At 73.9% G+C, this 22,549-nt stretch carries 20 protein-coding genes; 11 read left to right on the top strand and 9 right to left on the bottom strand.

Annotated elements, in window-relative coordinates; genetic code table 11:
• Nucleotides 1-68 precede the first annotated feature (68 nt).
• Together ACZ6ZI_RS16330 and ACZ6ZI_RS16335 are read right to left on the bottom strand one after the other, a co-directional pair.
• On the bottom strand, nt 69-284 hold the full coding sequence (locus ACZ6ZI_RS16330; RefSeq protein ID WP_469520855.1) for a hypothetical protein: 216 nt from the start codon (nt 282-284) through the stop codon (nt 69-71).
• A gap of 30 nt (nt 285-314) precedes the next feature.
• A complete protein-coding gene (locus tag ACZ6ZI_RS16335) occupies nt 315-872 on the bottom strand; it encodes a glycine-rich domain-containing protein (protein ID WP_469520858.1) in 558 nt (185 codons plus the stop codon).
• Between the two features lie 199 nt (nt 873-1,071).
• On the opposite strand from ACZ6ZI_RS16335, the gene ACZ6ZI_RS16340 reads away from it, so the two are divergent.
• Nucleotides 1,072-2,292, top strand: a complete 1,221-nt coding sequence (locus tag ACZ6ZI_RS16340; protein WP_469520861.1) for a helix-turn-helix domain-containing protein — start codon at nt 1,072-1,074, stop codon at nt 2,290-2,292.
• Between the two features lie 118 nt (nt 2,293-2,410).
• Here ACZ6ZI_RS16340 and sph read toward each other — a convergent pair whose 3' ends face one another.
• Nucleotides 2,411-3,409 carry a sphingomyelin phosphodiesterase gene (gene sph, locus ACZ6ZI_RS16345; protein ID WP_469520864.1) on the bottom strand — a complete coding sequence of 333 codons (999 nt, stop codon included), beginning with the start codon at nt 3,407-3,409 and terminating at the stop codon, nt 2,411-2,413.
• A 189-nt stretch (nt 3,410-3,598) separates the two neighbouring features.
• Here sph and ACZ6ZI_RS16350 point away from each other — a divergent pair, with 189 nt between their 5' ends.
• A complete protein-coding gene (locus ACZ6ZI_RS16350; RefSeq protein ID WP_469520867.1) occupies nt 3,599-4,516 on the top strand; it encodes an oxygenase MpaB family protein in 918 nt (305 codons plus the stop codon).
• Between the two features lie 40 nt (nt 4,517-4,556).
• Here the strand turns inward: ACZ6ZI_RS16350 and ACZ6ZI_RS16355 are convergent, their stop codons facing one another.
• Nucleotides 4,557-6,170 carry a M1 family metallopeptidase gene (locus tag ACZ6ZI_RS16355; RefSeq protein WP_469520871.1) on the bottom strand — a complete coding sequence of 538 codons (1,614 nt, stop codon included), beginning with the start codon at nt 6,168-6,170 and terminating at the stop codon, nt 4,557-4,559.
• Between the two features lie 422 nt (nt 6,171-6,592).
• Between ACZ6ZI_RS16355 and ACZ6ZI_RS16360 the strand changes: the two genes are divergently transcribed.
• The 5 genes from ACZ6ZI_RS16360 to ACZ6ZI_RS16380 all read left to right on the top strand — a co-directional run bounded on the left by ACZ6ZI_RS16360 (nt 6,593) and on the right by ACZ6ZI_RS16380 (nt 12,874).
• Nucleotides 6,593-7,459, top strand: a complete 867-nt coding sequence (locus tag ACZ6ZI_RS16360; RefSeq protein WP_469520874.1) for an SCO6745 family protein — start codon at nt 6,593-6,595, stop codon at nt 7,457-7,459.
• A gap of 87 nt (nt 7,460-7,546) precedes the next feature.
• Nucleotides 7,547-10,051 carry a Tex family protein gene (locus tag ACZ6ZI_RS16365; protein ID WP_469520877.1) on the top strand — a complete coding sequence of 835 codons (2,505 nt, stop codon included), beginning with the start codon at nt 7,547-7,549 and terminating at the stop codon, nt 10,049-10,051.
• Nucleotides 10,052-10,319: 268 nt separating this feature from the next.
• Nucleotides 10,320-10,832, top strand: a complete 513-nt coding sequence (locus ACZ6ZI_RS16370) for a M78 family metallopeptidase domain-containing protein (RefSeq protein ID WP_469520880.1) — start codon at nt 10,320-10,322, stop codon at nt 10,830-10,832.
• 22 nt (nt 10,833-10,854) lie between these two features.
• Nucleotides 10,855-12,012 (top strand): MAB_1171c family putative transporter, encoded by a 1,158-nt coding sequence (locus tag ACZ6ZI_RS16375; RefSeq protein ID WP_469521624.1) that lies wholly within the window; start codon nt 10,855-10,857, stop codon nt 12,010-12,012.
• Between the two features lie 82 nt (nt 12,013-12,094).
• The gene (locus ACZ6ZI_RS16380) at nt 12,095-12,874 is read left to right on the top strand and encodes an SDR family NAD(P)-dependent oxidoreductase (protein ID WP_469520882.1); all 780 of its coding nucleotides are present in this window, start codon (nt 12,095-12,097) and stop codon (nt 12,872-12,874) included.
• 49 nt (nt 12,875-12,923) lie between these two features.
• On the opposite strand, the gene ACZ6ZI_RS16385 is transcribed toward ACZ6ZI_RS16380, so the two are convergent.
• Both ACZ6ZI_RS16385 and ACZ6ZI_RS16390 read right to left on the bottom strand, forming a co-directional pair.
• Complete coding sequence (locus tag ACZ6ZI_RS16385) at nt 12,924-14,561, bottom strand: ABC-F family ATP-binding cassette domain-containing protein (RefSeq protein WP_469520884.1); 1,638 nt, start codon at nt 14,559-14,561, stop codon at nt 12,924-12,926.
• Between the two features lie 97 nt (nt 14,562-14,658).
• A complete protein-coding gene (locus tag ACZ6ZI_RS16390; protein ID WP_469521627.1) occupies nt 14,659-15,921 on the bottom strand; it encodes an SLC13 family permease in 1,263 nt (420 codons plus the stop codon).
• Between the two features lie 148 nt (nt 15,922-16,069).
• Here ACZ6ZI_RS16390 and ACZ6ZI_RS16395 point away from each other — a divergent pair, with 148 nt between their 5' ends.
• Nucleotides 16,070-17,104 (top strand): GlxA family transcriptional regulator, encoded by a 1,035-nt coding sequence (locus ACZ6ZI_RS16395; protein ID WP_469520887.1) that lies wholly within the window; start codon nt 16,070-16,072, stop codon nt 17,102-17,104.
• Nucleotides 17,105-17,206: 102 nt separating this feature from the next.
• Nucleotides 17,207-17,842: a DJ-1/PfpI family protein gene (locus tag ACZ6ZI_RS16400; protein ID WP_469520889.1), complete on the top strand. Its 636-nt coding sequence runs from the start codon at nt 17,207-17,209 to the stop codon at nt 17,840-17,842.
• Here ACZ6ZI_RS16400 and ACZ6ZI_RS16405 read toward each other — a convergent pair.
• Entirely contained in the window at nt 17,820-18,566 is a 747-nt protein-coding gene (locus ACZ6ZI_RS16405; RefSeq protein WP_469520892.1) for an enoyl-CoA hydratase/isomerase family protein, read from the bottom strand. The genes ACZ6ZI_RS16400 and ACZ6ZI_RS16405 overlap by 23 nt on opposite strands.
• Nucleotides 18,567-18,776: 210 nt before the next feature.
• Here ACZ6ZI_RS16405 and ACZ6ZI_RS16410 point away from each other — a divergent pair, with 210 nt between their 5' ends.
• Nucleotides 18,777-19,379 (top strand): HdeD family acid-resistance protein, encoded by a 603-nt coding sequence (locus ACZ6ZI_RS16410; RefSeq protein WP_469521630.1) that lies wholly within the window; start codon nt 18,777-18,779, stop codon nt 19,377-19,379.
• 130 nt (nt 19,380-19,509) lie between these two features.
• Nucleotides 19,510-20,010 carry an ATP-binding protein gene (locus ACZ6ZI_RS16415; RefSeq protein WP_469521633.1) on the top strand — a complete coding sequence of 167 codons (501 nt, stop codon included), beginning with the start codon at nt 19,510-19,512 and terminating at the stop codon, nt 20,008-20,010.
• Nucleotides 20,011-20,073: 63 nt separating this feature from the next.
• Here the strand turns inward: ACZ6ZI_RS16415 and idi are convergent, their stop codons facing one another.
• Nucleotides 20,074-20,673 (bottom strand): isopentenyl-diphosphate Delta-isomerase, encoded by a 600-nt coding sequence (idi, locus tag ACZ6ZI_RS16420; protein WP_363054863.1) that lies wholly within the window; start codon nt 20,671-20,673, stop codon nt 20,074-20,076.
• 153 nt (nt 20,674-20,826) lie between these two features.
• Complete coding sequence (locus ACZ6ZI_RS16425) at nt 20,827-22,065, bottom strand: GNAT family N-acetyltransferase (RefSeq protein ID WP_469521636.1); 1,239 nt, start codon at nt 22,063-22,065, stop codon at nt 20,827-20,829.
• Nucleotides 22,066-22,549: the final 484 nt, after the last annotated feature.

Here is a 22,549-nt window from a genome sequence, read left to right on the forward strand (position 1 = left end):
CCGGGTCGGGACGGGATCGAAGCCGCGGACGCGGCTGCCCGCCCCGGCCGGAGGGCGCTGTTCGCGGGTCAGCGTGCGACGACGAACCCGCGCCGCGGTTGCCGTGCGCCCGCCGCGGCGAGGCGCAGCAGGACGTGGCCCGTGATGTCCCGCCGGGGAACGGTGTCCTGCGCGGCGATGAGCCAGGGCCCGGACGGAACCGCCGGGTCCGCGGGTACCACCGCGCCGGGAATCCCGTACCGGCGCATCGCCGTGTGGATCTCCAGGGCGTGTTCCGCGTCCATGTCCGCACCTCTCGTTCGGGGGCGTCGATCCTATTCCCCGCCGCCACCGCTGGAGCAACCGTGCGTCGCGCAGCCACCGGGGTTGATCGGCCCGCACCCGCCCGGGACCGGGGTGTGCGAGCAGTTCGCGGCGACGGCGACCAGGGACCTTTTCGGGCCGCCCCACAGCTCGGCGTCCGGGGCGTATCCGGCCTGCTCGATCAGGGCGACCGTGCGGGTCATGACGTCGGGGTCGTGACGGCCTTCGTCGGGCCGCTCCGGGTAGTGGTGGACGGGCCGCCCCAGCCTGGCGCACAGGCTCGTGTACAGGTGCGTGTGGAGGATGAGGGCGTGCCATCCCTCGTCGACCTCACGGGTCGGGGCGATTCGCACGGTGGGGAACCGTGCCGCCGCCGCGACGAACTTGAGAGCCTCGACGACGAGCCTGCCCGCCATCTCGGCCTCCATGCCCGGGTTGTTGTCCAGGACGGTGGCGCGCACGTCGTTGAACTGGGCATCGGACAACAGGCCGCGCGGCGTCGCGGCGGGTGGTGAGAGCGGGCCCGGCTTGGTGCCGCACGGAGGGGGCGGAGGGGTCGGACTGGTCATTTCGTCTCCCTGGAGGTCGTGGTGCGGGCGGATCGGTGGACGCCGGTACGACCGCCGTGACTTCAAGCGGCCTCGATCGGGCGATGGACCCGGGCATGCGCCCTTGGTGGCGGGGGCGCCCCGGCGTTGCCCCACCATGTCGCGCGGTACCCGGCCGAAGCCACTGCACCGCCCTATAGGCCCGCCCTATATTCGGGGAATGGAGCCGGAGTTGGACGTCTGGGTACACCCCGACCTACGAGCCGCCGCCGCCATCGAGGACTGGCCGACACTACTGAAGACGTGGCGGAACCTGACCCGCAGCAGCCAGAGCAGGCTGGGGGCCCTCGTCGGCCTGGCCCAGCCGGACGTGTCGGCGATCGAGAACGGCAGGCGCGCCGTGACCTCCGTAGAGGTCCGGCAGCGGATCATCGACGGCCTCGGCGTCCCGCTCGAACTGGTCGGTGCCCGACGGGAGGGGCTCCCTCTCCCCTCGCTCGTGCTCCCCGGCGTGGTGTCGGAGGCCGATACGGAGAGACTCACGGCGGTCAAGACCGGAGGCCTACGCCTCGACACCCCCTCGCTGAACGCGATGGACTCGCTCTTGGCCGCGCATCGCCGAGCCGAGGACACGGTGGGATCACGTGCCATCGCACCACTGGTCACCGCCCAGTTCCGGGAGGTGCGCGCGCTCCATGGGCAGGCCCGGGGACCGCTGGCGGACCGGATCGTGAAGCTCCTCGCCGAGTACGCCCAGTTCTTGGCCTGGATGGCGCAGGATCAGGACAACGGGCCGGTCGCATTGGGGTGGTTCGACCGGTCGTACGACTGGGCACTGGAGTCCGGCCACGGAGACATGGCCGCTACGACGATGAGCATGAAGGCGCACCTCGCGTGGTCCGACGGCCAGGGCCGGCGCTGCGCCAGGCTCGGAGAGGCCGCGGCGGCGACATCCGGGGCGAGCGACACCACGCGCGCCATGGCGGTCCAGATGGCCGGACGGGGTCATGCCCTCGACGGAGAGAGGGGCGAGGCGCACCGGCGGCTGGACGAGGCGCAGCAGATCATCGCCGCCACGGCCGACGCACCGCCGTGGCTCTACTTCTACGGCGAGTCATGGTTCTCCGCGCAGCGGGGTATGGCCGACGTCCACCTGAGGAACTGGGGCGGCGCGGTCCGGCACCTGACGCTGGGGCTCGCCGGTTTCGATGCCTCCTACCGGCGTGACCGGGCCTGGTACGGGGCGTGCCTCGCGCACGCGTACGCCGGCGCCGGTGAACACGAGGCGGCGTTGGAGACGGCGCAGGGCATCATCGTCGATGCCTCCGAGATCGGTCGGCCGCACTCGTGGGGGGAGCTGCACAGGGTGGGAAGCCTGCTTCTGCGGCGCGGGGCTCCGCAGGGGCGTGCCCTGGTCGACATGCTTGCCGCGCTCGACTGACTCCGGCCACACGAAAGCGCCCCCTCCCGGCAGAAGGCGAGAGGGGGGCGTTCTCGGGTGGGGGGTGCTGTCGGCGATGAGGTCGAGGGTGCTCGGCGCTCGATCCGTGCCGCCTGAGCTACTGGGCCGCGGAGCCCACGACCGGGTAGTGGTCCGAGAGGGCGTCGTACGTGTAGGAGGTGCCCCAGCTGGAGACCGTCCAGGGGGTCGTCGTCTCCTTGACCACGTTGTTGTTCCAGCCGGCCGGGCGGGCGTGGCCCTTGCGGTGCAGGACGTAGTCCAGGTCCTCGCGCGGGTCGGTCGGGTAGCGGTACTTCGCGATCGAGTTCAGCGCGGTGTCGAAGGAGTACGGGTGGCCCGTGCGGCTGTCGGTGCCGGCCAGGTCGGCGTCGGCCAGCATGGAGGCGTACTCCGGGGTGCGCGAGTCGACGTTCATGTCGCCCGCGACGATGACCTGTTCGGCCGCCGGTATGTTCTTCGCGTCCAGGAAGGCGTCGATGGCCCGGAACTGTCGGGAGCGCATCTGGGCCGCCTCGCCGGCCCCGCAGCCGGGGTCGGTGGACTGGGCGTGCGTGCCCACGACGTGCACCCGGGTGCCGTTCACGTCGAGGACGACGTAGGCGAAGCCCTTGTTGGACCACCAGTCGGCGCCGCACGCGTCCTTGTAGACGACCTGCTCCTTGCGGACGATCGGCCACTTGCTGAGGACCATCACCCCGCCGTCCTCGGGCGTGGTGGCGGAGTACGCGCCGCCCGTGGCGTCCCAGCCGCTCTTGCTTCGGCCCACCACGGGCGTGGCGTACGGGTAGCGGGAGGCGGAGTTCGCCCGCAGTGCGTCCGAGGCTCCGTTGTCGAAGGCCTCCTGGAGCACCACCACGTCGTGGCCCTGGTAGAAGGAGGCCTTGGGGATCTCGGCGGCCCGGTGGTCCTGGCCCCAGTTCGGGTAGAGGTTCTTGCTCATCAGGAACGCGTTGTACGTCAGCACGCTCAGCCGCGGAGTGGCGGCCTCCTCCGCCGCCGTGGCGGCGGGCGCGGTGGCGAGGGCCAGGGAACCGACGGCCAGGGCGGCGACGGCCGTGGCGGCGGCCCGGTGGCGGCGGTGCGAGATCTGCGGCATGGGGGTCTCCGTCATTCCTGCGGGAAGATCGACGCCGTCATACAAGCAGCCGCGGTTACTTCGGGGTAACACCCGTGACAAGACTTTCTGTCCTGCTCGGGACATCGTGGGGGACCGACCGCCGGGGGCGGTCCGACGGAAGGGGTGAATACTGGAAGGACCGCCACAGGACACCCCGGGGGAGCACGGATGAGTACGAAGGCGACGCCCGGCACCACCGGCGACCACGACCCGGACCGGGAGCGCGGGGGAGCGCGCGCCCGCGATCCCGAGCCGCCGCCGCCCGGCGGAGTGCTCTGGAGCACCGCCGGGGACATCCGCTCCCTGCTGACCCTGCCCGCCGCCTTCACCCTCCAGGTCGCCCACCCCGCCGTCGGCGCCGGCGTCGACCGGTACTCCGTCTTCCGCACCGACCCCTGGGGGCGCGGCGAACGCTCGCTGCGCTCGGTGCAACTGTGGGTGTACGGCGGGGACGGGGCCGCCGCCGAGGGCCGGCGCGTGCGCCGTCTGCACCGGGAGATCCGGGGCGTCGACACCCGGGGCCGCGCCTACCACTCCCTCGACCCGGCCTGCTACGCCTGGGTGCACGCCACCGGCTTCCCCGTCTCCCTGTACGCCGGCCGCTACCTGTTCCGCCGCATCACCCCCGCCCAGGAGCGGCAGTTGTACCGGGAGTGGCTCCAGGTGGGCCGGATCCTGGGCCTGCGCGACCGGGACATGCCGCAGACCGTCGAGGAGTTCTGGCCCTACTACCACCGGATGCTGGCCGAGGAGATCGAGCCGACCAAGGTCGCCCGCGAACTGGTCGCCACCGACACCCCGGTGCCCCGCCCCGAACCCCGCTCCCGCGTCGCACGGGCACTGCTGCGCCTGACCTGGCCGCTGCTGCGGGTCGCCTACCTGCGCTTCCGGGCCTTCGTCACCGTCGGGTACATGCCGCCCGAGGCCCGGGCCGCCATCGGCCTGGAGTGGACGCCCGCGCAGGAACGCCGGCTGCGCCGGCTCAGCACGGCCGCGCGGATCCTCGTACCGCTGCTGCCGGAGAGGGTGCGCTACCTGCCGATCGCCCGCGCCGCGCGGGCGCGCCGGCGCGCCGGAGTCCGCTGAAGGACCCCGGCGCGCCCGCACGCGGCGCCGTCGGGCGCGATCAGTGGCCGTGGTCGTCGCCGGCGGCGTGACCCCGGTCGTCGCGGTCGTGGACGGTGTTCGTCGCGGCGATCTTCTTCCAGGACTTCGGCTCCGCCGCCGGCTTGGCGGGCGCCGAGCCGAAGGTGCGGGCGCCCGGGGCCGCCGCGGTCGACGGGGCGTAGCCGGGCTTGCCCGCGGTGTAGAGCCAGGTCTCGAACAGCTGGGCGAGCGGCTTCTTCGAGATCTTCTCCGCGTACCGGACGAAGTCCCCGACCTTCGCGTTGCCGTAGGCCCGCTCGGTCGGCCAGCCCTTGAGGATCTTGAAGAAGTCCTCGTCGCCGATCTCGTCGCGCAGCGCCTGGATGGCGATGGCGCCGCGGTCGTAGACGGCCCCGTGGAACTGGTTCTCGGCGCCCGGGTCACCCGGCTTGACCTGCCAGAACGGGTCCTCGGCCGGGCGGGAGGCGTAGGTCCACTGCGCGAGCTCGCGCGCGGTGCCCTCGCCCTCCTTCTCCGACCACAGCCACTGGCTGTAGCGGGCGAAGCCCTCGTTGATCCAGATGTCCTTCCAGTTGTCCACGGAGACGCTGTCGCCGTACCACTGGTGGGCCAGCTCGTGGACGACCACCTGGATGTTGGCGCCGCTCGCGAACTGGCGCGGGCTGTAGAAGGGCCGCGTCTGCGTCTCCAGCGCGAAGCCGCTGGGCACGTTCGGGACGTAGCCGCCCAGGGCGTTGAAGGGGTACGGGCCGAACACCCCTTCCAGCCACTCCGCGACCTCGCCGGTCCGCTCGATGCTCGCGCGCGCCGCGCCCGCGTTGTCGCCCAGGTCCTTGCTGTAGGCGTTGAGGATCGGCAGGCCGTTCGCGGTGGTGTCGGTGGTGATGTCGAACTTGCCGACGGCCAGCGTGGCCAGGTACGTGGCCTGCGGCTTGTTGGAGCGCCAGTTGTAGCGGGTCCAGCCGAGCTTGGAGGACTGCGACTGGAGGACGCCGTTGCTGATGGCCTGGGTGCCGTCCGGGACGTTGATCGACACGTCGAAGGTGGCCTTGTCGAGCGGGTGGTCGTTGCTCGGGAACCACCAGGCGGCCGCGTCGGGCTCCTGCGCCGCGACCCCGCCGTCCGGGGTGCGCTGCCAGGCCGACCAGCCGTCGACCTTGAACTCCGAGGGCTTGCCCGCGTACTTGACGACGACGCTGACCTGCTTGCCGCGCGGGAGCGCCTTCTCGGGGGTCACCTCCAGCTCGTGGGCGCCGGAGGTGGCGAACTTGGCCTTGATCCCGTTGACGCGGACCTCGCTGACCTTGAGGCCGAAGTCGAGGTTGAAGCGCGACAGGTCCTGCTTGGCGGTGGCCAGGAGGGTCGCGGTGCCCTCCAGCAGGTCCGTCTTCGGCTGGTACTGGAGGCGCAGGTCGTAGTGGGAGACGTCGTAGCCGCCGTTCCCGCTGGCCGGGTAGTAGGGATCGCCGAGACCCGGGGCACCCGGAGTCGAGCTCGCCGCGGATGCCGGGATCACCAGCAGGAGGGAGGCGGCGAGCACGCTCGGGGCGATGACTGTGCGGCGCACGATGAGCTCCAAGTGGTAGGGGAGGCCGATGTGTTCGACCGTATTCACCCGCGATGCCCGCGTCATGTCCATGGCCACCTCTGTCACACGATCGCCATTCGGCCGTCACACCCCGCTCAGCGGACACCGCGCGGGGCCGGTGTCCCCGTACGGGGAGCCGCGCGCGGGGGCGCGGACCGTACGCGGCCGGGCGGGCGAACGGCGTCAGGAAGGCCGGAAATCGTCGGGTCCCGAGTCCCCGGAACCCGGGATCCCGGGAGGACGGGCGCCGGGCGGGCGGGCCGCGACCGGACGGGTGCCGCGACCGGAAGGGTGCCGGCCCGCCGGGCGGGCGTCGAGGAGGCGCGCGGGCGGCGGCGGGCCCCGAAGGGGCCGAAGGCCTGGACGACGTCGCGGGCGTCGCGCCGCGCCGCGTGGGGCGGGGCGGGACCTGAACGCCGGGCTCTCGGGGGTACCGGACATACTGAGCGGTCGGTAACCTGCGGGGCATGACGCTTCCCGCGCACGCCGCCCGCCGCTGTTGGCACGCCGCCATCAACCCCCTGCACTCCACCGTCTACTTCTCCCGCGACCTCGCCACCGAGTACGCCGCCCTCGGCGTCACCGACTCGGTGGCCGTCAACCTCGCCTCCCGCTCGGCCGCCATGGGCGCCGTCGGCCCCGGCGCGGTCACCGCCGCCTTCTACAACTACCGCCACGACCTCGTCGCCACCCACCTGCCCGCCGTCTGGCGGACCCTGACGCCCGAGCAGGCCCTCGCCGCCCGACTGCGCGCCGTCGACGCCACCCTGCGCCGCGTCCTGGGACCCGAGGCCGTCGACTCGCCCGAACTCGCCGAGGCCGCCGACCTCGCCCTGCGCGCCGCCGAGGCCTGCACCCGGCACGGCCGCACCCTCTACGCCGCCCACGCGGACCTCCCCGTCCCCACCGAGCCCCACCTGCGGCTGTGGCACGCCACCACCCTGCTGCGCGAGCACCGGGGCGACGGCCACCTCGCCGCCCTCCTGATCACCGGCCTCGACCCCCTCGAAGCCCTGGTCAGCCACACCGCCACCGGGCACGGCATGAGGCCGAAGTGGGTCAAGGGCATCCGCGGCTGGCGACAGGAGGACCTCGACGCCGCCGCCGACCGGCTGCGCGCCCGCGGAGCCCTCGACGCCGCCGGGGAACTCACCGAGGAGGGCGCCGCCCTGCGCGAGCGCCTGGAGACCGAGACCGACCGGCTCGACGCCGCCCCCTACGAGCACCTCGGCGCCACCGGTCTCGCCCGCCTCCACGAACTCGGCGGAGGATTCGTGCGCCGGGCCGTCATGGGGGGCGCCTTCCCGGCGGACCTGACCGGCAAGGCCGCCTGACCGCGACCCGCAGGCCTCCCGACGTCCGCCGCGGCCACCTGCCACAATTGGCAGCCTTCCACGCAAACGAAGGCAGGCGGGACCGCAGTGACGATGTCCATCGAAGGCAGGATCGCCGAGGAGCTCGGCGTACGGGAGCGGCAGGTCAAGGCCGCCGTCGAGCTGCTCGACGGCGGCTCCACCGTGCCGTTCATCGCGCGCTACCGCAAGGAAGCGACCGAGATGCTCGACGACGCCCAGCTGCGCACCCTGGAGGAGCGGCTGAGGTACCTGCGCGAGCTGGAGGACCGCCGCGCGGCGGTCCTGGAATCCGTACGGGAGCAGGGCAGGCTCGACGCCGAGCTGGAGGCGCGGATCAACGCGGCCGACACCAAGGCCCGACTGGAGGACATCTACCTCCCCTTCAAGCCCAAGCGCCGCACCAAGGCCCAGATCGCCCGCGAGGCCGGCCTGGAGCCCCTGGCCGAGGGCCTGCTGAGCGACCCCTCCGTCGAACCGGCCGCCGCCGCGGCCGCCTTCGTCGACGCCGACAAGGGCGTCGCCGACCCGGCCGCCGCCCTGGAGGGCGCCCGTGCCATCCTCACCGAGCGCTTCGCCGAGGACGCCGACCTGATCGGCGACCTCCGCGAGCGCATGTGGGGGCGCGGCCGGCTCGCCGCGAAGGTCCGCGAGGGCAAGGAGGAGGCGGGCGCCAAGTTCGCCGACTACTTCGACTTCGCCGAGCCCTTCACCGCCCTCCCCTCGCACCGCGTCCTCGCCATGCTGCGCGGCGAGAAGGAGGACGTCCTCGTCCTGGACCTGGAGCCCGAGGCCCCCGAGGACGCCGCCACCCCCGGCCCGTCCACCTACGAGGGCATCGTCGCCCGCCGCTTCGGCGTCGCCGACCGCGGCCGCCCCGGCGACAAGTGGCTCGCGGACACGGTCCGCTGGGCCTGGCGCACCAAGATCCAGGTGCACCTCGGCATCGACCTGAGGACCCGGCTGCGCGCCGCCGCCGAGGACGAGGCCGTACGGGTCTTCGCGGCGAACCTGCGCGACCTGCTGCTCGCCGCCCCCGCCGGCACCCGCGCCACCCTCGGCCTGGACCCGGGCTTCCGCACCGGCGTCAAGGTGGCCGTCGTCGACGCGACCGGCAAGGTCGTCGCCACCGACGTGATCCACCCGCACGTTCCCGCCAACAAGTGGGACGCCTCGCTGGCCACGCTCGCCCGCCTCGCGAAGGAGCACGCGGTCGAGCTCGTCGCCATCGGCAACGGCACCGCCTCCCGCGAGACCGACAAGCTCGCCGGCGACCTCATCGCCCGCCACCCGGAGCTGAAGCTCACCAAGGTGATGGTCTCGGAGGCCGGCGCCTCCGTGTACTCGGCCTCGGCGTTCGCCTCCCAGGAACTGCCCGACATGGACGTGTCGCTGCGCGGGGCGGTCTCCATCGCCCGCCGGCTCCAGGACCCGCTCGCCGAACTCGTCAAGATCGACCCGAAGTCCATCGGCGTCGGCCAGTACCAGCACGACCTGTCCGAGGTGAAGCTGTCCCGCTCCCTCGACGCGGTGGTCGAGGACTGCGTCAACGGCGTCGGCGTCGACGTCAACACCGCCTCCGCGCCGCTCCTTTCGAGGGTCTCGGGCATCAGCGGCACCCTCGCCGAGAACATCGTCGCCCACCGCGACGCCAACGGCCCCTTCCGCAGCCGCAAGGGCCTCAAGGACGTCGCCCGCCTCGGCCCGAAGGCCTACGAACAGTGCGCCGGCTTCCTGCGCATCCGCGGCGGCGACGACCCGCTGGACTTCTCCAGCGTCCACCCCGAGAGCTACCCGGTGGTGCGGGCGATGGGCAAGACCGCGGGCGCCGAGGTCGCGGCCCTGATCGGCAACACCTCCGTCCTGCGCTCCCTGCGGCCGGAGCAGTTCGTCACCGACTCCTTCGGCCTCCCGACCGTCACCGACATCCTGCGCGAGCTGGAGAAGCCGGGCCGCGACCCGCGTCCCGCCTTCAAGACGGCCACCTTCAAGGAAGGCGTCGAGAAGATCGGCGACCTGGCCCCCGGGATGATCCTGGAGGGCGTGGTCACCAACGTGGCCGCCTTCGGCGCCTTCATCGACATCGGCGTCCACCAGGACGGCCTCGCGCACGTCTCCGCCCTGTCGAAGACCTTCGTCAAGGACCCCCGCGACGTGGTGAAGCCCGGCGACATCGTCCGGGTCAAGGTCATGGACGTCGACATCCCCCGCAAGCGCATCTCCCTGACCCTGCGCCTGGAGGACGAGGCCGGCGCCGAACGCGGCGCCGGGGTGCCCGGCCGGCGCGAGGAGCGCCGCGAGGACCGCCGCGGCGGCGGACGCCCGCCGCAGCAGCGCGGCGGCGGCCAGTCCGGCCAGACCGGCCAGACCGGCAACGGCGGCAACGGCCAGGGACGGAGCGGCGGCCAGGGCCAGGGCGGACGCGGCGGACGCGGCGGCGCCGGCGACCGCCGCCAGGGCGCGCAGGGCGGCGGCCGTCCCTCCTCGGCGCCCGCGCCGGCCAACAGCGCCATGGCCGACGCCCTGCGCCGGGCCGGCCTCACCGGCCCCGACCAGGGCCGGGGACGCTCCTGACACGGCGACCGGCGCCGCCGGCCGGCGGGAAGCGGCACGAAGCGGCAGGAATGGCCGAATAGGCACCCCACCAGCGGGAATGCCTTGCCAACCCGCCCGGCACGTCTGTAGGGATGGTGGAACGCCCGTTCGTCACGCGCGAACGGGCGTTCCGCATTCCCCCACCGGGGCCCCACCCCCGAGCCGCCCCAAGGCACAGGACGCCATGCCGCCACCCACCCACGCCTACCGACGCTGCCCGCGAAAGGGTCCGCGGAGGGAACCGCACATGCCCCACCGGAACCTCAGCCTGCGCAAACGGTGCGAGGTGATTCTCGGTCACATGGACCTCGCGCCACCGCTGTCCCTCGAGACCCTGTGCGCCCGCATCGCCGAGCGCCGGGGCCGGCCGATCCGCCTGCACCCGCTCCCCGAGGAGGCCGCCGCGTCCGGGGTATGCGGGCTGTGGGTCGGCACCGACACGGTCGACCACGTCTTCTACGAGGACCGCACCACCCCCCTGCACCGCGAGCACATCGTGCTGCACGAACTGGGCCACATCCTCTTCGGCCACCACTCCCTCGACGGCGAGGAAAGCGACGGGCACGCCCCCGTGGTCCTCGGCCGCACCGACTACAGCACCCGCCAGGAGCGGGAGGCGGAGATGCTCGCCAGCATGATCCGCGTCCGCATCCGCACCTCCGGCGCCGCGCACGCGCGGCCCGCCTCCGCCGCCCGGGGCGCGCTCGCCCGGCTGGAGTCCGCCATGGGCTACGAGCGGGGCGTGCGCGATGGCGGCTGAGCTGCTCGCCCTCGGCGACCGGCTGGCCCTCCCCAGCGTCCTCGCCCTGTGGGCCGCCGTCCTGCTGCGCGCCCCCGGCGCCCTGCGCTCCCCGGAGCAGCGCGGACTGTGGCTCGCGGTCGCCACCGCCGCCGCCGCGATGACCCTGAACCTGCCCGCCGTCGTCGCCTACGCCATGAGCCGCGATCCCGGCTACGCGCACTCCGTCGGCCTCGTCCGCAACGTCATCGGGGTGCTGTCCGCCGGCGCCGTCCTCTACTTCGTCGCCGCCGCCACCCGCGGCCCGCGCCTGCGCCTGGCCTCCTGCGCGGGCACGGCCGCCTGGCTCGCCACCCTCCTGACCCTGGACCTGGCGGCCCCGGCGCACGGCCCCCACACCGTCGGGCCCGCCGGCGCCCCGGTGCCCTCGCTCGCCTACTGGCTCGTCCTGATCTCCGCCCACCTCGTCGCCAACACGATCTGCGTGCGGGTCTGTTGGCGCTACAGCAGGCGCACCGAGAGCCGCGGCCTCGCCGCCGGACTGCGCCTGTTCGGCCTCGGCACGGCGCTGGCGGGGCTGTTCTGGTTCGCCTTCCTGCTCAAGGCCCTGTTCGGGACCACCTGGGCGATGCCCGCCCTGCCCCTGCTGATGAACCTGCACGGCCTGTTGCGGGCCGCGGCCATCCTGGTCCCGACCCTGTTCACCCTGCGCCGCACCACCGCCGACATCGCCACCGCCTGGCGGCTGTGGCCGCTGTGGCGCGACCTGGTCCAGGCCGTCCCGCACGTGGTGCTCTCCGAGCCCCGCACCGGCCGGGTCCTGGAACTGCTGTGGCCGCCCGTACCGCGCGACCTGCTCGTCTACCGCAAGGTGATCGAGACCCGCGACGCGATCCTGATCCTGGGCGAGTACGCGGCCCCCGGCGCGACGGAGCGGGCGCACAGCCACGTCGCCGGCAGCGGGATCCCCGAACCCCGGCGCGCCGCTGCGGCGTTGGCCTGCGTACTGAAGGAGGCGCGCCAGGCCAAGCTCGCCGGGCGGACCGGGGTGCCCGGGCCGACCCCCGGCCTGGAACTGCCCGCCGAGATCAGGGCATCGGGGGAGGGCGGCGACCTGGAGGGCGAGGCCCGCTTCCTCGTGGACGTCGCCCGCGCCTACGACTCGCGGGCCGCGACCGCCTTCGCCCCCGGCGCGGCCTGACCGGCCACCGACGCCGACCGATCCGCCGTACGGGACCGCCGCGCGCGGACCCGCGCACCGAACCGCAGGAAGTGGGACCCAGTTGACCACCGTACTCATCACCGGCGCCAGCGCCGGACTCGGCGCCGCCTTCGCGCGCGGCTTCGCCGCCAAGGGCTGCGACCTGGTCCTCGTCGCCCGCGACAGGGAACGCCTCGAATCCGTCGCCGCCTCACTCGCCGGGGAGTTCGGGACGGTCTGCGAGGTCCTGCCCGCCGACCTGCTGGACACCGGCGACCTCGAACGCGTCGCCGCCCGGCTCGCCGGCACCGCCCGACCGGTCGACGTCCTGGTCAACAACGCCGGTTTCGGACTGCCCGCGCCCTTCCCGTACAACCCGTACGAGGACGAGGAACGGATGCTCGACCTGCTGGTCAAGGTGCCGCTGCGGCTCACCCACGCCCTGCTCCCGGGGCTGCGCGAGCGGCGCCGGGGCGCCGTCCTCAACGTCTCCTCGGTCGCGGGCCTGCTGCCGACCGGCACCTACGGGGCGGCCAAGGCCTGGGTCACCGCCTTCAGCGAGTCCCTGCGCGTCGACATGGAGCCGTACGGGGTGCGCGTGCTGGCCGTCGTACCGGGCTTCACCCGCACCGAGTTCCAGGAGCGGGCCGGCATGGACGTCAGCGCCCTGCGCGAGGCGGTGTGGCTGGAGCCCGAGGCGGTGGTCGCCAAGGCCCTGGGCGACCTCGCCCGGCGCCGCCCGATCAGCGTCACGGGTCGCCGCTACCGGGCGTACGCCCTGGCCGTACGCCACCTGCCGCGCGGGTTCGTCGCCCGGAGGATGGCCCGCCGGCGCGCGGCCCCGACGGGGACGCGCACCTGACGCGCGACCGCGCCGACCCCGCACCGCCCCAGGCGGTGCGGGGGCCGGGCTAAAGCTCCGTGACCTTGCCCTCCGCGACCTCCAGGCGGCGGGTCACGTGGACCGCGTCGAGCATCCGGCGGTCGTGGGTCACCAGCAGCAGGGTGCCCTCGTAGGCGTCGAGGGCCGCCTCCAACTGTTCGATCGCCGGCAGGTCGAGGTGGTTCGTCGGCTCGTCCAGGACCAGCAGGTTCACCCCGCGCCCCTGGAGCAGCGCCAGCGCCGCGCGCGTGCGCTCGCCCGGGGAGAGGGTCGCCGCCGGACGCAGCACGTGCGCCGCCTTCAGGCCGAACTTGGCCAACAGCGTGCGGACCTCGGCCGGTTCGGTGTCCGGCACCGCCGCGCAGAACGCCTCCAGCAGCGGCTCGTCGCCCAGGAACAGCCCGCGCGCCTGGTCCACCTCGCCGACCAGCACGCCCGAACCGAGGGTGGCGGCGCCGGAGTCCGGGGCGAGCCGGCCCAACAGCACCGCGAGGAGCGTGGACTTGCCGGCGCCGTTGGCCCCGGTGATCGCCACCCGGTCGGCCCAGTCGATCTGGAGGCTCGCCGGCCCGAAGGCGAAGTCGCCCCGCCGCACGGCCGCCTCGCGCAGGGTGGCGACGACCGAGCCGGAGCGCGGGGCCGACGCGATCTCCATGCGCAGCTCCCACTCCTTGCGCGGCTCCTCGACCACCTCCAGCCGTTCGATCGCGCGCTGCGTCTGGCGGGCCTTGGCGGCCTGCTTCTCGCTGGACTCCCCGCGCAGGTTCTTGCCGATCTTGTCGTTGTCGCCCGCCTTGCGGCGGGCGTTGCGCACGCCCTTGTCCATCCAGTTGCGCTGCATCTGGGCCCGGCCCTCCAGGGCGGCCTTCTTGCCCGCGTACTCCTCGTACTCCTCGCGGGCGTGACCGCGTGCGCGCTCGCGCTCCTCCAGGTAGGACTCGTAGCCGCCGCCGTAGAGGTTGATCTGCTGCTGGGCCAGGTCCAGTTCCAGGACCTTGGTGACGGTCCGGGTCAGGAACTCGCGGTCGTGACTGATGACGACCGTGCCCGCGCGCAGCCCCTTGACGAACTGCTCCAGCCGCTCCAGACCGGCGAGGTCGAGGTCGTTGGTGGGCTCGTCGAGGAGGAACACGTCGTAGCGGGACAGCAGCAGCGAGGCGAGACCGGCCCGGGCCGCCTGCCCGCCGGACAGGGCCGCCATCGGCAGGTCCAGGCTCACCGAGAGCCCGAGCTCGCCGGCCACCTCCTCGGCCCGCTCGTCGAGATCGGCGCCGCCCAGGTCCAGCCAGCGGTCGAGGGCCTCCGCGTACGCGTCGTCCGCGCCCGGGGTGCCGTCGACGAGTCCCTGCGTGGCCGCGTCGAGCTCCGCCTGCGCGGCGGCGACCCCGGTGCGGCGGGCCAGGAAGGCGCGGACCGACTCGCCCTCGCGCCGCTCCGGCTCCTGGGGCAGGTGGCCGACGGACGCGCCGGGCGGGGACAGCCTGAGCTCACCGGTCTCGGGGGTGTCGAGCCCGGCGAGCATCCGCAGCAGGGTCGACTTGCCGGCGCCGTTGACGCCGACCAGGCCGATGACGTCACCGGGCGCCACCACGAGGTCGAGATCGGCGAAGAGCGTGCGCTCACCGTGCGCGGCGGTGAGCTTCTTGGCGACGAGGGTTGCAGTCATGATGCCCCGATCCTATCCGCGCCCCGCCGCACCCCCGGCGGCCACCGCCCGCCCGCGCGCGACCCCGCCGCCCCGCCCCGATCCCGATCCCGCGGAGCTAGGAGCCGATCAGGCGCAGCCCGCACCACAGGGCGGTCACGGCCACCACCAGGGCGGCGGGGGTGGTGAGCAGGCCGAGCCGGGTGAAGCGGCCGAGGCCCACCGGTACGCCGTGCTCCAGCAGGACCCGCCGCCACAGCAGGGTCGCCAGCGAGCCCGCGTAGGTGAGGTTCGGGCCGATGTTCACGCCGATCAGCACGGCCAGGACCGGCCCCGCCCCGCCGCCGGCCGCCAACGGCAGCAGGGCCAGCACGGCGGGCAGGTTGTTGATCAGGTTCGCCAGGACGGCGGCCACCCCGGCCACGGCGAGCAGCGTCGGCAGGGAGTCCCCCTCCGGCAGCACCCGGGCCAGGCCGTCGCCGAGCCCGTGGTCCACCACGGCCCGGACGACCACCCCGAGCGCGAGGACGAACAGGCAGAACGCGGGAGCTGCCGAGGCCACGACCCGCCGCACCGTCGTCTCCCGGCGGCGCAGGGCCCGTACCGCCAGGGCGATCGTGCCCGCCAGCGCCGCCCACGCGGGACTCGCCCCGGCGACCGAGGCCACGGCGAAGCCGACCAGGGTCAGCGACAGCACCACGAGCGCGAACCGGGGCATCGGCGCCGGCTCGACGGCCTCGGGGACGTGCTCGGGCGCGGCCGCCAGGTCTGCGCGGAAGAAGCGGCGGAAGACGGCGTACTCGACGGCGATGGCGCCGACCCAGGGCAGGAACATCAGGGCCGCGAACCGGGTGAAGGTGAGCCCGCTCGCGGCGAAGGCCAGCAGGTTGGTCAGGTTGGACACCGGAAGCAGCAGCGACGCCGAGTTGGACAGGTGCGCGGTGGCGTGGACGTGCGGGGCCGGTCGGGCCCCGAGGCGGGCGGCCGTCGCCAGCACCACCGGGGTCAGCAGCACCACCGTGGCGTCGAGGCTGAGCGCGGCCGTCACCCCGGAGGCCACCAGGAACACCCCGCCGAGCAACCCGACGGGGCCACCGCCGGCCGCCCTGCGGGCCACGGCCGCGCCGGCCGCGCGGAAGAGCCCCTCGTCCGCGCACAGCTGGGCCAGGGCCAGGATCACCGCGAGGAAGCCGACCACCGGCAGCAGCTCGCGGACCTGCGCCCAGGCGTCGGACGGCGACACCGCGCCGAGCGCCACCAGCAGCCCGGCCGCCGGCACCGCGGCCGCCGCCTCCGGCAGTCCGCGCGGGCGCAGCACGGCGAAGCCCAGGACGCACAGGAGCAGGGCGGCCGAGAGGGACTCGGCGAGGACGGTGTTCAGGGCGCTGCTCCGGAAGGACGGGGTCGGTGACGGGCCGGAGCCCAAGGATCGCAGCCCCGCCCGGGCCGCCCCGCACCGGATGCCCGATGGCCGGATAGGTGGGATCCCCGTCATTGCGGCCATCGGCGGTGCGTCACACCATGGAGGCATGACGTCGCGAAACGTACTGGTCGTCCTCTACGACGGGGTCCAGAGCCTGGACGTGACCGGCCCGGTCGAGGTGTTCAACGGGGCCTCGCGCTGCCCCGGCGACCGGAAGGGCTACACGATCCGGACGGTCTCCCCGGGAGGCGCCCCGGTGCGCACCGACAGCGGCCTGAACCTGCTTCCCGACGGCCCGCTGGAGGGCGCCCGGCCCGACGCGGACACCACCCTGCTGGTGCCCGGCGGGCGGTACTCGGGCGATTTCGAGCCCCGGATCACCGAGTGGCTGCGCGCGTACGGGGGACGCGCGGGCCGCCTGGTCTCCGTGTGCACCGGCGGCCTGCTGCTCGCCGAGGCGGGACTGCTCGACGGTCGCCGGGCCACCACCCACTGGAACGCCTGCGAGGGGATGGCCCGCGCCTATCCGGCGGTGACGGTGGAACCGGACCCGATCTACGTCCGCGACGGCCACGTCGCCACCTCCGCCGGGGTCACCGCCGGCATCGACCTGGCCCTGGCCCTGGTCGAGGAGGACCACGGGCGGGACGTGGCACTGCTGGTCGCCCGGCACCTGGTGGTGTTCCTGCGCCGGCCGGGCAACCAGGCGCAGTTCAGCGCGCAGCTCGCGGCGCAGACCGCCCGGCGCGAGCCGCTGCGGGAGGTCCAGCGGTGGATCGCCGAGCATCCGGGCGGCGACCTGAGCGTGGAGGCCCTCGCCGGGCGGGCCGCGCTGTCCCCGCGACACTTCGCGCGTGCTTTCCAGGCCGAGACGGGGGTCACGCCGGGGAGGTACGTGGAGCGGGTGCGGGTGGAGCACGCGCGGCGGCTGCTGGAGGACACGGGGGAGGGGGTGTCGCAGATCTCCCGGGCGTGCGGGTACGGCACCCCGGAGGCGCTGCGCCGCGCCTTCCTGCGCCACCTCGGCCAGTCCCCGGCCGAATACCGCCGCCGCTTCGGGCCCACGCCGCCCGCCACCCCCGCCACCCCCGCCACCCCCACCGCGCCCGCCGCCCGCTTCCCCGCCCTCGACCCGGTCTGACCGATCGGCCCCACGGGCCGTCCCCGTACGCCCGTCCCCGTACGACCGCCGCCCGATCCCGGGCGGCGCGACCGCACACCGTCCGCTCCCGAGGAGCCAGCCATGCAGATCGCCGTACTGCTCTACGACCGCTTCACCGCCCTCGACGCCATCGGCCCCTTCGACACCCTGGGCCGGCTCCAGGACGCCGAGGTCGTCTTCGTCTCCGAACACCCCGGGCCCGTGCGCACCGACAACGGCTCCCTCGCCCTCGTCGCCGACAAGGCCCTCGACGAGGTCACCCGACCCGACATCGTGATCGTGCCCGGCGGCCCGCACCCCGAGCTGCAGATGGACAACCCGGCCGTCCTCGACTGGCTGCGCTCCGTGGACGCGACGACGACCTGGACCACGTCCGTGTGCACCGGCTCGCTGCTCCTGGCCTCCGCCGGCCTCCTCGACGGCCGCCGGGCCACCAGCCACTGGCTCTACCTCGACCGGCTGCGCCCCTTCGGCGCCGAGCCCACCGGGGACCGGGTGGTCTACGACGGCAAGTACGTGACCGCCGCCGGGGTCTCCTCCGGCATCGACATGGGCCTCGGTCTCCTCGGCCGGATCGCCGGCGACACGTTCGCGCAGACCGTGCAGCTCATGTGCGAGTACGACCCCCAGCCGCCCTACGACGCCGGTTCGCCGGAGAAGGCACCCGCCGCGCTCGTCGCGGCGCTGCGCGCGGTCAATCCGTTGGACGCCAGCTGAACTTCGGCGTCCGGCGCTCCAGGAAGGCGGCGACGCCCTCGGCGGTGTCGCCGCTGCCGGCCGCCTGGTCGGCCCAGTACCCGTCCCGGTCGGCGAGGCCGTCGGTGAACTCCTTGGCCGCCGCCTGCGTCAGGCGCGAGCGGGTCGTGAGGATCCGGGCGAACGCGGCCACCCGCTCGTCCAGCCGACCGGCCGGCAGCAGTTCGTTCAGGAAGCCCGCCCGCAGCGCGGTGTCCGCGTCGATCAGCTCGGCGGAGAAGAGGAGGTACTTGGCCCAGGCGGGGCCGACCAGGGAGGCCAGCCGCCGGGTGGACGAGGGCGGGTAGACGATCCCCAGCCGCGCGGGGGTCACCCCGAAGGAGGCGCCCTCCTCCGCGAACCGCAGGTCGCAGGCGGCGGCCAGCTGGCTCCCGCCCCCCACGCAGAACCCGCGGACCGCCGCGATCGTCGGCAGCGGGAACGCGGCGAGGGCCTCCTCCGCGGCCACCGCGAGGGCCTGCGGGTCGTCGTCCCCGGTGAGGGAGGAGATGTCCGCGCCCGCGCAGAAGGTGGGACCGCGCCCCGTCAGGACCAGGACGCGCACGTCGGGATCCGCCCCGAGGCGCGCGAGCTCGCGCGGCAGCGCCCGCCACATCGCGGCCGTCATGGCGTTCCGCTTGGCGGGGTGCGAGATCACGACGGTGGCCACGCCGTCGGACACGGAGGAGTGCAGGCCTGCGTCCATGCGCCGGATGCTATCCCGGGCGCCCGATCCTATGATCGGGGGGAGTCCGTCCGACCGGGGGAGTCCGTCGCGGGGGGTGCTGAAAGGTGGCACACGTCCATGGGCACCGACCGCACCGACCACCCGGCCGATCACACGGGCCGCGCCGCTCACCACGGCCGCACGGGTCCGCAGCAGGACCGAAGGAAACTCAGCCGCGGCTTCGGCCTGATGGCCCTGCTCGGGGTCGTCCTCGTCCTCGCCGGGCTGGTGGGCCTCTGCTACACCGGGTTCGCGACCCTCACCTCGATGTTCCTGTTCGGCTGGCTCCTGCTGATCGGTGGCGTGATCGGCCTGGTGCAGGCGGTGCAGGCGCGCAAGAGCAACTACTTCTGGCTGGCCGTCATCGTGGCCGCCATCAACATCGCCGCCGGTTTCGTGATCCTGCGGCGCCCCGAGGCCAGTGCCGAGGCGCTGACCATGTTCGCGGCGCTGTTCTTCCTCATCGGAGGCGTGTTCCGGCTCGCGGGCGCCCTCGTGGTGCGCGGGGCGCACTTCGGGCTCACCCTCGTCCAAGGCGCCTTCGGCGTCCTGCTCGGGATCCTCGTCCTGTGGAGCTGGCCGGGCAGCAGCCAGTACGTGATCGGCGCGTTCTTCTCGCTCGCCCTGTTGTTCGACGGACTGAGCCTGATCGCCCTGGGCATGGGAGCCCGGCGGATCCTGGGCCTCGTCAAGGACGAGGAGCCCGAGGGCGCGGTCGTGGGCGGCGCCGCGGACCCCGGCGCGGCCGCCCCCGCTCCGGGCACATCGGATCAGGAACGGTCGAACAACTGACTCTGTCATACGCCGGCGGTCAAAAAGCGTCCGATTGCCGCTGACTTATGGTCAGCGGTCCGGTCCGGACCAGCGTCTTCTCCACTCTTGACACGTGGAGACGATCGAGCGTGAAGACGGGGGCCGGAAGATGAACGAGAGCGGGAGTGTCCCGCCGGCCGGGGGAGGTGAGGTGCCGGCTCCGGCCGACCCCCTCGCGTACGAAGGGGTGTGGCGCTTCACCGCCCCCGCGGTAGAAGAATCCGTTCCGCAGGCCCGCCGGGCCGTGCGCGACCTGCTCGGCCGCCAGGGGGTGCCGACCCACCAGGACGTGGTGTACTCCCTGCTGCTGATCGTCTCCGAGCTGGTGACGAACTCGGTCCGGCACGCGGCGCTGCTCTCCCCCGAGGTGGCCGTCGAGGTGGCCGTGGGGCGGGCGTGGGTACGGGTGGCCGTCGAGGACAACCACCCGTACCGGCCCAAGGCGCTGGAGGCCGACTTCGGCCAGACCGGCGGCCGGGGCCTGCTGCTCGTGCGCGAGATCACGCGCGAGGCCGGCGGGGTGTGCGACGTCGAGCACACCTCCACGGGGGGCAAGGTGATCTGGGCGGCCCTGCCGCTGACCACCCCGGCCCCGGCCGCCGTCGGCTGAGCGCGGGCCCGGCCGCCCGAGCCGGCCGCCCGAGCCCGCCGCCGCGGCTCGCCCCGGCCACCGCTACCAGCCGGCGGCGTCGCCCGTCAGCTCGCGGATCGCGGGCCGCGCCGCGTCCAGCACCGTCATGAACCAGGCGGAGAAGGGTGCCTCGGCGTGCCGCTTCGCCAGCTCCTCGGCCGTGACGAACGCGGTGTCGCCGACCTCCTCCGGATCCGGTCGCGGCGTCGAGCGCGCCAGTCCCACGAACAGGTGGTTGTACTCCTGCTCCACCAGGCCCGACGCCGGGTCCGGGTGGTTGTAGCGCACGGTCCCCGCCTCCGCGAGCAGCGCGGGCGACAGGCCGAGCTCCTCGTGGGTGCGCCGGGCGGCCGCCGCGAACGGCGACTCGTCGGGGTAGGGGTGCCCGCAACAGGTGTTCGACCAGACACCGGGGGAGTGGTACTTCCCGAGGGCGCGCTGCTGGAGCAGCAGCCGGCCCTGCTGGTCGAAGAGGAACACGGAGAACGCCCGGTGCAAGAGCCCGGGTGCCTGATGCGCGGAGAGCTTCTCCGCCGTGCCGATGGTGTTCCCGGACTCGTCGACCAGTTCGAGCATGATCGGTTCCTGAGTGCCGGTGCCGGGGGACGCGTGGCCTGCGTCGGTGGCTGGTGTGGTCGGCATACCCATCCTTCGCTTCGGACTTCGACCTTCAGTCTGCCGTACAAAAGAGGCTTGTCCCCACTTCGGTGATCCGCGCATGTCCCCTCCCCGCCGCGTGGTAGGGCGGCGGGGAGGGGCGTGCTCAGCGGGTCGCCGGCACCTTCGGGCGCAGGATCAGACGCCGAACGGCGCCGGGTACGCGATGGTCCCCGACGGCACCGGAACGGAATCGTCCAGTACCAGCGCCATCATCGCCTCGTCCGGTACCTCGAAGGGTGCCCGGATGCCGAACCGGGAGGCCGGTACGAAGCCGAAGCGCGGGTAGTAGGCGGGATGGCCCAGCACCAGCACCAACGACTCCCCCCGCTCCCTGGCCGCCGCCAGCAGCGCGCGCACCACCGTGCTGCCCGCGCCGGAGCGCTGGAGCGCCGGATCGACGGCCACCGGCGCCAGCGCGAGCGCCGGTACGCCGTCCACCTCGCACCGGGTCAGCAGGGCGTGCGCCACCACCGCGCCGTCGGACCCCTCGGCCACGTAGGACAGCCCCGGCAGCCAGGCCGCGTCGGCGCGGAGCGCGTCCACGAGATCAGCCTCCAGCGGGGTTTCGAAGGCGGCCAGGTTGACGCCCCGAACGGCCGCCCGATCGGACTGCGTCTCCGGACGGGTCCGTCGCGGGTCGCCGTCGCCGGCGCTCACCGGGGTCAGCACGTAGCCGGTGTACCCGTACTCGTGTCCGTGCCGTTCCCGTACGGCGAGTTCCTCGCGTACGGCGGCCAGCGCGACGGCCCGGGCCGCGTCGCCGCCCGGGGCCTCGCGGACCCGCTCGCCGAGCGGACCGTAGTACTCGGCCCAGTCGGAGTCCGGCTGGGGCAGCAGACCCAGCAGCCGGTACCCGGCGGCCTGGACGGCGGCGATGTTGCGGGAGCCCGACCGCAGCGGGTATTGGGGGTCCCAGAAGGCGCGGGCGCCGGCCGAGGGTTCCCCGGTGGTCCACTCGCACTCGCTCAGCACCAGCGTGCCGCCGGGCGCGAGCAGCCTCCTCCACTCGGCGAGCGCGCGGTCGAAGCCGATGTTGTAGGCCGAGCCCTCGGCCCAGACCAGGTCGAAGGAGCCGTCCTCGAAGGGGAGCGCCCCCATGTCGGCCCGGACGGGCCGGATCCGGTCGGCGAGGCCGCGCGCGTCGGCGGCGGCCCGCAGTTCGTCGAGGAACGGCTCGTGCAGGTCGACGGCGGTCACCTCGGCGCGGCCCGCGCCGCCGGCCTCGGCGGCGAGCAGCAGCGCGCTGCGGCCCGGACCGCAGCCCAGGTCCAGGACGCGCGGCCGCTCGGGCAGCGCTCCGCACAGGGACAGCAGGTGGCGGGTGGAGGCGTCGGAGCCGGGGGACTGCCGGGGCAGGCCGCCGTGCAGTTCCATGAACGCCGCGAAGACCGCCTCGGGAGAGGGGGAGGCGCAATCAGGCGTGGTGGAGGTGGAGGTCGAGTCGGAAGTGGTGTGACGGGTGTTGTCGGACAACGTGAACCCTTGTGAACGGGGGCTCCGGCCGACGGGGTGGGATCGGTGAGATCAGACCCGGCCGGACGCCCGGAGGGAGGTGATGGGGATGTACCGGAGTTCGCTGCGCACGGCCGCGACCACTACGACGGTCATCAACCCACCTCTTCCTCTCTCGGACCCGCAAGGCTCCACGTGACGGTCTGTACTCGATCTGTGCACGACCGCCGGAAAGCGGTCGGGAATACAGGTGTACGAGACTCGTGCACGTACGCCGTCCAGCGTAACAGCAGGGCCGAACGGCTGGTGAACGACGCCTTCCATTCATCCGATAGCCTCTGCCGACGTGCCGCCGCCCCCTCGGGCGCCCGCCGAGCGGCCCGTCGAACGTGTTCGTCGCAAGGAG

Source organism: Streptomyces sp. NPDC103540, from assembly GCF_055584445.1.

Excerpts from the sequence above, each read along its gene's own strand:
- ACZ6ZI_RS16330 (WP_469520855.1), bottom strand. The coding sequence starts at position 284 with ATGGACGCGGAACACGCCCTGGAGATCCACACGGCGATGCGCCGGTAC.
- ACZ6ZI_RS16335 (WP_469520858.1), bottom strand. The coding sequence starts at position 872 with ATGACCAGTCCGACCCCTCCGCCCCCTCCGTGCGGCACCAAGCCGGGC.
- ACZ6ZI_RS16340 (WP_469520861.1), top strand. The coding sequence starts at position 1,072 with ATGGAGCCGGAGTTGGACGTCTGGGTACACCCCGACCTACGAGCCGCC.
- sph (WP_469520864.1), bottom strand. The coding sequence starts at position 3,409 with ATGCCGCAGATCTCGCACCGCCGCCACCGGGCCGCCGCCACGGCCGTC.
- ACZ6ZI_RS16350 (WP_469520867.1), top strand. The coding sequence starts at position 3,599 with ATGAGTACGAAGGCGACGCCCGGCACCACCGGCGACCACGACCCGGAC.
- ACZ6ZI_RS16355 (WP_469520871.1), bottom strand. The coding sequence starts at position 6,170 with ATGACGCGGGCATCGCGGGTGAATACGGTCGAACACATCGGCCTCCCC.
- ACZ6ZI_RS16360 (WP_469520874.1), top strand. The coding sequence starts at position 6,593 with ATGACGCTTCCCGCGCACGCCGCCCGCCGCTGTTGGCACGCCGCCATC.
- ACZ6ZI_RS16370 (WP_469520880.1), top strand. The coding sequence starts at position 10,320 with ATGCCCCACCGGAACCTCAGCCTGCGCAAACGGTGCGAGGTGATTCTC.
- ACZ6ZI_RS16385 (WP_469520884.1), bottom strand. The coding sequence starts at position 14,561 with ATGACTGCAACCCTCGTCGCCAAGAAGCTCACCGCCGCGCACGGTGAG.
- ACZ6ZI_RS16395 (WP_469520887.1), top strand. The coding sequence starts at position 16,070 with ATGACGTCGCGAAACGTACTGGTCGTCCTCTACGACGGGGTCCAGAGC.
- ACZ6ZI_RS16400 (WP_469520889.1), top strand. The coding sequence starts at position 17,207 with ATGCAGATCGCCGTACTGCTCTACGACCGCTTCACCGCCCTCGACGCC.
- ACZ6ZI_RS16405 (WP_469520892.1), bottom strand. The coding sequence starts at position 18,566 with ATGGACGCAGGCCTGCACTCCTCCGTGTCCGACGGCGTGGCCACCGTC.
- ACZ6ZI_RS16410 (WP_469521630.1), top strand. The coding sequence starts at position 18,777 with ATGGCCCTGCTCGGGGTCGTCCTCGTCCTCGCCGGGCTGGTGGGCCTC.
- ACZ6ZI_RS16415 (WP_469521633.1), top strand. The coding sequence starts at position 19,510 with ATGAACGAGAGCGGGAGTGTCCCGCCGGCCGGGGGAGGTGAGGTGCCG.
- idi (WP_363054863.1), bottom strand. The coding sequence starts at position 20,673 with ATGCCGACCACACCAGCCACCGACGCAGGCCACGCGTCCCCCGGCACC.
- ACZ6ZI_RS16425 (WP_469521636.1), bottom strand. The coding sequence starts at position 22,065 with ATGGAACTGCACGGCGGCCTGCCCCGGCAGTCCCCCGGCTCCGACGCC.